The organism is Terrabacter sp. Ter38 (genome assembly GCF_024519435.1).
Lineage (GTDB): Bacteria > Actinomycetota > Actinomycetes > Actinomycetales > Dermatophilaceae > Terrabacter.
Genome location: NZ_JALJRZ010000005.1, coordinates 331,135 through 339,543, shown reverse-complemented (window position 1 = coordinate 339,543; position 8,409 = coordinate 331,135). Strand labels below are relative to the sequence as shown.

Here is an 8,409-nt window from a genome sequence, read left to right as displayed (position 1 = left end):
CTGCCCAGCATCAGAACCCAGGACACGGCAGACTAGAAACCACGAACCGGTGGCCCCGATTTAGAACGTCGGATCGGCCTCATTTTCGAGCGTTGTCGACACCAAATGAGAGCCACACCCGAGAGTGAGCAGCCGATGTGAGAGCGACAGCCCGGACGCCTGAACCGAGCCTTGCCAGGCACCGATCCTTCGTCAATGAAACAAGCAGCCGATGACCGGACGTTCGAGTCCCCCGGCAGCGACGTGGTCCCGCACCAGTCGCGTCGACCCTGACGCCGAGCTAGCAGGGCGGCGAGCAGACTCGCCCGGTCGGCCAGGGCTCAGGCCCAGCGTCCCGGCGAACTTGTGGATAGCCGCATGGGGCGGGCGGCGACGAGATACGCGACAGCGGACAGCCTGGCCTGGCCTGGCCTGGCCTGGGTCAGTGCCACCAAGAGCAACTCACTCGCGCCCCCGGCAGACCTCGAACTTAGTTCAGGGGGTTTGCCGGGCACTTGCTGTCATAGTCCTCAGCTTGACGAGTCGGTCGGCCACCCCTCGCCGGAGGCGCCGAAGGAGTAGACATCTGGTTCCCAGGGTTCAGGGGGGCGCAACTGTGGTCAACTGGAAATCCGCTTGCGGGAAGCAGTTTGTGTCACGAGGGAACCTACGTCCGGGTTGGTGCACCTAGGGAGTGTGACCGATGTGAGACGCGACGAGGACGTTGTCGGTACGGACGCTGCGCAGTCCGCTTTCGATGCGTTGTACCGCCGCACCTACGCCGGATTGCTCGCCCTGGCTGTGGCAACCGTGGGCAGCCGGTCCGTGGCGGAGGACCGAGTCCACGATGCCTACGCCCAGCTTTGGACGCATCGGACAACGGTCAGTAGGCCCGAAGGCTGGCTGCGCCGGGCCGTCGTAAACAACTGTCTCTCCTACCTGCGCACGCAACGGCGGCGTGAGGGCATTGTTCGGCGCCAACCTCTGGCGGCGGAAAGCGAGGCTCCGGACGAGCGAGCTTTCCTCGAGCTTTTGACAGGCCTTAACGATCGGCAGCGAATAGCAATAACTCTTCGCTACTTGGAAAATTTCACGGAGGCTGAGATCGCCGAGGTGATGGGATGCCGCCCTGGAACCGTGAAATCCACGCTGCACCGAGCAATGAAAGTGCTTCGGGCTGGAACGAAAGGTAAACGACTATGACTTCCACCGAGGACAGGGCACGATCAGTCATGCGTGCGTTTGCAAATAACGTCCAACCGCCTCCCCTTGAAGACGTCCTCAATGCTTCCCAGGGTGCCGGTGGCGCCGCGCGCAAGCGCCCGTACCGATCGTCGCGCCGCCTAGCGCTGGCGGCGGCCAGCATCGCTGCCGTCGCTGCCCTTGTGGGCGTCTCCTATGGCCTAAACCGTGACTCAAATCCGCGAAACGATGCGTCCGGCGTGGGCGCGACCAGCACACAAGCCATTGAAGCCCCGCGCGTGGCTCATATGGCTCCGGGGTGCCCTCCGGGGTTGCCCCTTCTCGAGGGTCCTCACAATATCGATGGAGTTCTTACCACGCCAGTGGTCGCGGTCCCGGGTCAATCGTTGTTGCTGCCGTCGCAGATTTCGCCTTCACCTTCGGATCGACCTCTGCTCAGCTTCCAACTCTTTGTCCTACCCCATGGTTTGAACATGGACGATCGCGAACGAAGCAAGGCCGTGGCACAGTCATCCGAACTGAAGCTGGCGCCAGACCAGCGGAGCGTCTCGCCGGAAGTGGCCATCCCAATTGGTGTTGCTGCCGGGACTTACGACATTGTCGGATATGCGACCTGGCCGTTTCCGTCGGTGTGCGGCGTCAAGAACCCGGTCGATTCGCCCGAGGGTCCGGGATCGAGTTGGGGAGTCTTGGGCTCGGTAGTCATCAAATGATGAGTCGTTGCCTGCCGGCCGGCCAGCCGCGATGGGAGGATGCGCCATGCACATGAAGGTTAGGTCCTTGATTGCAGTCTTGTTCGCGGTTGGATCGGCGGGCGCGACGGCCGATACAGCCGCTGCCTTTCTATGCACGTTCGCCCTGTATCGAGCAGGGACGAGGGCGCTCAACATCTCGGTCGCAACTGGGGTGGCATCAACCATCCGGACTCCAAACCCGACCGATGTTTACAACTACGACGCAGACCGGCCGATCGCGGCCGATACTTACATGTTCAACCAGTCCGGTGGTGGCGCCTTCGTTCAAGCGGGTTGGTACTTGGGACGCGCCAGCAACCTCCCTACGACGACGCAGCCTAGAGTCTTTTGGGGCGAGAACACTCCGACTGGCGAAACCCTCCATGCCGGTGCGGTCCTCAGTTGGGATACCGTCTATTCGTTCATGATCACAAATCCACTAGACGGTTCCAATAGATTCAACGTGTGGTTTCAGGGAGATATCATTGGGCAAAGTGAATATGGTCACTCACTGAACGCTCCTGCATTCAACGGTGAAGTCGACTATAAGTGCACTCGAATGCATGGCCTTGCAGCCCATGGTCAAGCGCCGCTCCGAACTCTCCAGTACCGGTATGGTAGTTGGAGCTACTTCTCAGGAACCACCTTTCATGCCGTCGACTTCTTTTCGTCCGACGCTGGCGACATTGCAACGAACTTCGTTTACGGCGGCGGTTAGCCTTTCGCGCGCCGCCGTCTGCTGGTGCGACCCCCAATCGCTCCGCTACACGAACGGCGGCGACAACCCCGGCTCGGGGAGGCGACCACCCTGCGGGCTGAATCCACTGCGACCGTGATCCGGTTCGAGGAGTCCATCGCCGGCGACCTATCGGCTACCTCGACGAACGCCAGCAATGCCAGACTTGTCTTCACGGGGACGGAGGATGTCTCCCTGTGAGCGCACGGACGTGCCGCAGATCGAGCGGCTATCCGTAGTGGTACCGGCAGGCAGCGATGCGGACTTCATCGCTGGTGATCTTGTAGACGAGGCGATGCTCGTCGGTGATTCGTCGGGACCAGTAGCCGGCGAAGTCGTGCTTCAGCGCCTCGGGCTTGCCAATTCCTTCGTTGCCGTTGCGCTGGATTTCGACCAGCAGGGCATTGATGCGCTTGAGCACCTTGCGGTCCTGCGCCTGCCACCACAGGTAGTCCTCCCAAGCATTTTCGTCCCAGACGAGCAGCACGTCACTCGGTCTCGATGAGATCTTGGGCCTGGCCTCGGCCGGCCTCGAGGCGCTCCATCGCGTCGAGCAGGCGTCGGGCGTTGGCTGGCGAGCGCATCAGGTAGGCGGTCTCCCGCAATGACTCGTAGTCGTCGAGAGAGACGATCACAACCGGCTCGTGCCCGGCACGGGTGATGACGACCTCTTCGCGGTCGTTGGCGACGGCGTCGAGCACCTCGGCGTAGTGGGCACGGGACTCGGTATAGCTCATTGTCTTCATGGCAGCCTCCTGTACAGGAAATTGTACGTCCGCTTGGGGTTCGAGGCAACCGGGTGGACCCGACGATGCACTCATACGGTCTTCGTCGGACGACGTCCGACCACGTCGCGGAGGCGACGTTTCCCTCTGCCGCGTCGCCAGTCCGCGCTGACACCAGTATCGACGGTCCCCGCCAGGTGTCGGCGCCCTGCCCCTGAACACACCACCCGTCCTCGACCGCTCAGCCGACGCCGTACCCCCGCCGAAAGGCCAAAGCCGATGTCACACACACCTCATGCATTGTCGGTCGGGTTTCGGCGGACGAAATCACGTCACCGGCCCCATCGCGGCCCACCGGGCGTCTGGTTCTGCGGCTTTCGCAGGTGCTCAAGGTCGCTCAAAACGCTGGTCCACCGACCGTCGAGGAGCTCGCCGCGGGCGGCCCGCTCCCCCAGCTCTCGGAGCACCCGCCTGCACGCCGCCGGGGATGCGAGGACGGCCCGGACGTGGTCCTCGATCGGGACGTCCGGCTCGATGAAGCGGACGCCGATGGCTCCGCTCTCCGCAGCGCGGCGCTCCTCCGACGCAGCCCGCCGGCACTCCCGCGAGCACCAGCGCCGGGGTCGGCCCGGCCGGCGCGGCCGCTGCTCCACGATCGGCAGACCGCATCGAGGACATGCCAGCGCTCCGCGACTGCCCGACGTCACTGCGTCTCTTCCAGACCGAGGGTCCAGGTGATCACGGTCGCGGCCCGCCACCGCAGATGCTTACCGATCCGGATCCCCTTCGGGCCGTAGCCCGTGGTCCGCCACGAGTAGATCGTCTGCTTGGGCACTCCGAGGTAGGCCGACACGTCCTCGATGGTCCACAGCTCCTGGTACTCCACCGGCCTGCTGGGCCGATGCGCTGGCAGCGCAGGCGCCTTGTCGGTTGGGCGCTCAGGCGCGAGCTGTTGCTCACGGCGCGTGTCCCACAGGCCGAGCTGCTCCTGCCCCTTCGAGTTCTGCCTCATGACGGTCAACTCCTCGTGACGATGACGGGTTCGGGTGGTCACCGACCAATGCCGTCCCATCCGCACCGGGCGATCAGCCGTGGCCCCGAGACCCTCGCCACCGACCAGCACTGCGGAACAACCGAAGACAGCCACGAGCCGCGCTCGACCGTGGTCAGCGGAGGCGGCTACCGTGGCGAGTCTCGGAGAGGAACGGCATGGTTTCGCCCGCACCCCAGATCCGGGACGACGATGCCTGAGGGGATCAGCCGCCGCGGCGGGTCCTGGCGCGCCCGCTACCGCAACCCGGAAACGGGCCGGCAGCACGAGCGGTCGTTCCCCCGGCAGGCCGACGCCGTGCGGTGGAGGCGTCAGCAGCTCGATGCCCTCGACCGCGGACGGTGGGTCGACCCGCAGGCCGGGAAGGTGTCCTTCTTCCGCTACTTCGAGGCGTGGCAGCGCGACCAGGTATGGACCGACGGGACCCGGAAGGCGATGACGCTCGCAGCCCGGTCAACCACCTTCGCCGACATCGATCTGCGTCGAGTCCGGCCCAGCCACGTCGAGGCATGGGTGAAGTCCATGACGATGCCGACCGCCGCCCGACCGCGGGCCCTGGCGCCGGGCACCATCAAGACCCGCTTCGTCAACGTGCGCTCGGTGTTCCGAGCTGCCGTGCGGGACGGGATGATCGCAACCGACCCCACGGCCCAGGTCCGCCTGCCCCGTCTGCGCAAGCGCGAAGCCGCGATGACGATCCCGGCGCCGCAGGTCCTCCGGCGCATCCTCGAGGCCTGCGACCTGCGCTTCCGGGCGTTCGTGGCCTTGTGCGCCTTCGCCGGGCTACGCCTCGGTGAGGCCGCCGCGCTCCAGGTCGGCGACATCGACTTCCTGCGCCGCCAGGTCCACGTCCGCCGGCAGGTCCAGCGCCTCGAGGGCGGCGAGCTCGACATCCGGCTGCCGAAGTACAACTCCGAGCGCACCGTCCACGTCCCCGACGCACTCATCGAGATGCTCGCCCAGCACGTCGAGCTGGGCCTCTTCGACGGGTGGCTCTTCGCCAGCGTGGAGGGCATCCCGCCGCACCAGAACACGGTCGGCTACCGGTGGCGCACGACGCTGTCCAGAGCCGGGGTCGAGGGGGTCCGGCTGCACGACCTGCGCCACTTCTTCGCGTCCGGTCTCATCGCGTCCGGCTGCGACGTCGTGGCCGTCCAGCGGGCCCTCGGCCACGCCAAGTCCACCACCACGCTGACCACGTATGCCCACCTGTGGCCGTCAGCCGAGGACCGCGTCCGCGACGCGTCGGCCCGACTCGTGGCAGAGGTGCTCGGTTCTGGTGAGGGCACCGTGAGGGCAGATGACACCTAAACAGGCTCTGACCTGCGGCTTTACACGTTGAAGCGGAACTCCACGACGTCGCCGTCGACCATGACGTAGTCCTTGCCCTCGATGCGCACCTTCCCGGCGGCCTTGGCGGCGTTCATGTTCCCCGCCGCGACGAGGTCGTCGAACGAGACGACCTCGGCCTTGATGAACCCGCGCTGGAAGTCGGTGTGGATGACCCCGGCGGCCATCGGCGCAGTCCATCCCTTGCCGATCGTCCACGCGCGCGACTCCTTGGGGCCGGCCGTCAGGTAGGTCTGCAGTCCGAGCGTGTGGAAGCCGGTGCGGGCGAGCTGGTCCATGCCGGACTCCTCGGCCCCGAAGCTCTGGAGCAGCTCGAGCGCCTCGTCAGGCTCCATCTCCATGAGGTCCATCTCGAGCTTGGCGTTGAGGAAGACCCCGTCGGCCGGCGCCGCGAGCTCACGCAGCGACGCCTGGAGCTCCGCGTCGGCGAGCTGGTCCTCGTCGAGGTTGAAGACGTAGATGAAGGGCTTGGTCGTCAGCAGACCGAGCTGCTTGGCCTCGGCCAGGTCCACCCCGGCAGCCGGCCCGGCGGCATACAGCGTGTGGCCCTCCTCGAGGACCTTCTGCGCGGCAACCGCGAGGTCGACGGCAGCCTTCTTGTCCTTGTTGACCCGGGCCTCCTTCTCGAGGCGGGGCACGGCCTTCTCGAGCGTCTGGAGGTCGGCAAGGATCAGCTCGGTGTGGATCGTCTCGATGTCGCTGGCAGGGCTGACCTTGCCGTCGACGTGGACGACGTCGCCGTCCTCGAACGCGCGGACGACCTGGCAGATCGCGTCGGCCTCGCGGATGTTGGCGAGGAACTTGTTGCCGAGCCCCTCCCCCTCGGAGGCGCCGCGGACGATGCCGGCGATGTCGACGAAGCTCACCGTGGCCGGGAGGATCTTCTCCGAGCCGAAGATCTCGGCGAGCGCGCCGAGGCGCGAGTCCGGCAGCGGGACGACGCCGACGTTGGGCTCGATCGTCGCGAACGGGTAGTTCGCGGCGAGCACGTTGTTCTTGGTCAGCGCGTTGAAGAGCGTCGACTTGCCGACGTTGGGGAGACCGACGATTCCGATGGTGAGTGCCACGAGGACAAGAGTTTAGTGGCGATCGCAGCCCGCGCCGACCACGAGGGCGTATGCCGCCCTCCCCCGCTCACGCCAGCGTCCAGTCCCAGCCGGGCTGCCACGCGAAGGGCGCGGTGACGAGCTGCTCGAGCGGCACCCCGTCGAGCAGGTGCTGGAGCGCCCAGCGGTTGGCGGAGTGGGCGATGAGGAGCACCCGCTCGCCCTCGTGGTCGCGCCGCAGGTCGCGCAGCAGGTCCGTCGTCGCGTCGACGACGTCGCGGTAGCTCTGCCCACCGCCCGGGAAGGGCACGTCGACGTGATCGAGCCGCACGCGTTCGAGGTCGGCGACGGGTCCGCCGTTCAGCTCGCCGTAGTCGCACTCGCGCAGCCGGACGTCGGCGTGCCGGGGCACGTCGGTGCCGCCGTAGGCGAGCTCGGCCGTCTGGACCGCACGGGCCAGGTCCGAGGTGTAGACCGCGGCGAACCCGGTCGCGGGTCGCCGTCGCCCGAGCTCGGCGGCGAGGCGACGACCCTCCTCGGAGAGCCGACCGGGGAGCCAGCCGGTCGCGACCCCGGCCTCGTTGTCGTCGGTGATCGAGTGGGTCTCGTAGACGAGCTCGACACTCACCCGGCGGCCCGTGGCAGCCGGACGCCGCACAGCTGGCGGGACTGTGCGACGAGGTTGCCCGCGGCGTCCCAGATCATGGCGTCCTCCTCCATCATCCCGCCGCCGAGGGTGTCGCTGCCGAGCGTCACCTGCAGCCAGCCGGGCGCGGGCCGACGACGCACGTGGCCGGTGAACTCGAGCGTCGGCGTCCAGCCGAAGAGCCCGAGGTCGAAGGCGACGGGCGGGAGGGCGTCGAGCGCCATCATGAGCATCGTCGTGTCGGGCTCGCGGCCGTCGCGCAGCCGCAGCCAGCCGCGCATGGCCCCGCGCATCGAGGGCTTGCCGAGCGCCCACCCGGCCGTGCTCGGGTCGAGGCGCAGGTCGAGGCGCTCGAGGAACTTCGCGTTGGCGAGGAAGTCGGGTGGTGCCTGCTCGGCCGAGACGCACTCCTCCGGCGGCGGCATCTCGGGCGGGCTCGCCTGGCGCTGCACGTCGAGGTCGGTGAGGTTGCCGAACGAGCCGATGGCGCGCATCCGCTCGACGGGCCGGCCGTCGTCGCCGGTCTGGTGGATCGTCATCTGCCCGGTCGAGAGCTTCCGGCCGCACCGCATCACCTCCGTGGTGATGGTGAACGGTCCGGGCTGCGAGGCCGTCATGAAGTAGGCGGAGAGCACGACGGGGTCGACGTGCTCGGTCGTCTCGGTCGGGTCGGCGGCGAGGTGCCCGCCGAGGGCACGGAGGGCGGTCGCCATGACGAGCCCGCCGTTGACGGCGTTGCCGATCATCCACTCCTCGTGGAAGATGCCGTGCCGCTGCGTGGGGTCGTCGCCGGTCTCGAGCCGGGTCGCGTCGTCGTACTCGCTCACGGACAAGGTGTAACAGACGTCCCCGACGGCCCGCCCACCCCGGGCGTATGCCGTCCGCCACGTCGTGCCCGCCACAGCCGTCTGCGACGTGAACGGGTGTCGCGTCCCCAGG

General features: G+C 67.1%; 10 protein-coding genes. 4 read left to right on the top strand and 6 right to left on the bottom strand.

Going from position 1 to position 8,409, the window contains the following annotated elements:
* Positions 1 to 660: 660 nt before the first annotated feature.
* The 3 genes from NR112_RS23200 (at position 661) to NR112_RS13315 (ending at position 2,634) form a co-directional block, all read left to right on the top strand.
* The gene (locus NR112_RS23200) at positions 661 to 1,182 is read left to right on the top strand and encodes an RNA polymerase sigma factor (protein WP_374512368.1); all 522 of its coding nucleotides are present in this window, start codon (positions 661 to 663) and stop codon (positions 1,180 to 1,182) included.
* 473 nt (positions 1,183 to 1,655) lie between these two features.
* Positions 1,656 to 1,895 (top strand): hypothetical protein, encoded by a 240-nt coding sequence (locus NR112_RS13320; protein ID WP_256794777.1) that lies wholly within the window; start codon positions 1,656 to 1,658, stop codon positions 1,893 to 1,895.
* Positions 1,896 to 1,941: 46 nt separating this feature from the next.
* Entirely contained in the window at positions 1,942 to 2,634 is a 693-nt protein-coding gene (locus tag NR112_RS13315; RefSeq protein WP_256794776.1) for a hypothetical protein, read from the top strand.
* A 247-nt stretch (positions 2,635 to 2,881) separates the two neighbouring features.
* Here the strand turns inward: NR112_RS13315 and NR112_RS13310 are convergent, their stop codons facing one another.
* The 3 genes from NR112_RS13310 to NR112_RS13300 form a co-directional block, all read right to left on the bottom strand.
* On the bottom strand, positions 2,882 to 3,139 hold the full coding sequence (locus NR112_RS13310; protein ID WP_256794775.1) for a Txe/YoeB family addiction module toxin: 258 nt from the start codon (positions 3,137 to 3,139) through the stop codon (positions 2,882 to 2,884).
* Between the two features lies 1 nt (position 3,140).
* Entirely contained in the window at positions 3,141 to 3,398 is a 258-nt protein-coding gene (locus tag NR112_RS13305) for a type II toxin-antitoxin system Phd/YefM family antitoxin (protein ID WP_256794774.1), read from the bottom strand.
* A 682-nt stretch (positions 3,399 to 4,080) separates the two neighbouring features.
* Positions 4,081 to 4,389 carry an AlpA family transcriptional regulator gene (locus NR112_RS13300; protein WP_256794773.1) on the bottom strand — a complete coding sequence of 103 codons (309 nt, stop codon included), beginning with the start codon at positions 4,387 to 4,389 and terminating at the stop codon, positions 4,081 to 4,083.
* Between the two features lie 231 nt (positions 4,390 to 4,620).
* Here NR112_RS13300 and NR112_RS13295 point away from each other — a divergent pair, with 231 nt between their 5' ends.
* Positions 4,621 to 5,739, top strand: coding sequence for a site-specific integrase (locus NR112_RS13295; protein WP_256794772.1), 1,119 nt, complete (start codon positions 4,621 to 4,623; stop codon positions 5,737 to 5,739).
* Positions 5,740 to 5,759: 20 nt separating this feature from the next.
* Here NR112_RS13295 and ychF read toward each other — a convergent pair whose 3' ends face one another.
* The 3 genes from ychF to NR112_RS13280 all read right to left on the bottom strand — a co-directional run bounded on the left by ychF (position 5,760) and on the right by NR112_RS13280 (position 8,297).
* Positions 5,760 to 6,845, bottom strand: a complete 1,086-nt coding sequence (gene ychF / locus NR112_RS13290) for a redox-regulated ATPase YchF (protein WP_256794771.1) — start codon at positions 6,843 to 6,845, stop codon at positions 5,760 to 5,762.
* A 67-nt stretch (positions 6,846 to 6,912) separates the two neighbouring features.
* Entirely contained in the window at positions 6,913 to 7,452 is a 540-nt protein-coding gene (locus NR112_RS13285) for a histidine phosphatase family protein (protein ID WP_256794770.1), read from the bottom strand.
* Positions 7,449 to 8,297, bottom strand: coding sequence for a thioesterase family protein (locus NR112_RS13280; RefSeq protein WP_256794769.1), 849 nt, complete (start codon positions 8,295 to 8,297; stop codon positions 7,449 to 7,451). The genes NR112_RS13285 and NR112_RS13280 overlap by 4 nt, the downstream gene beginning before the upstream one ends.
* Positions 8,298 to 8,409: the final 112 nt, after the last annotated feature.

What these genes read in the sequence shown, in the direction of transcription:
- NR112_RS13320 (WP_256794777.1), top strand. Translation starts at nt 1,656, where the DNA reads ATGGACGATCGCGAACGAAGCAAGGCCGTGGCACAGTCATCCGAACTG.
- NR112_RS13315 (WP_256794776.1), top strand. Translation starts at nt 1,942, where the DNA reads ATGCACATGAAGGTTAGGTCCTTGATTGCAGTCTTGTTCGCGGTTGGA.
- NR112_RS13305 (WP_256794774.1), bottom strand. Translation starts at nt 3,398, where the DNA reads ATGAAGACAATGAGCTATACCGAGTCCCGTGCCCACTACGCCGAGGTG.
- NR112_RS13300 (WP_256794773.1), bottom strand. Translation starts at nt 4,389, where the DNA reads ATGAGGCAGAACTCGAAGGGGCAGGAGCAGCTCGGCCTGTGGGACACG.
- NR112_RS13295 (WP_256794772.1), top strand. Translation starts at nt 4,621, where the DNA reads ATGCCTGAGGGGATCAGCCGCCGCGGCGGGTCCTGGCGCGCCCGCTAC.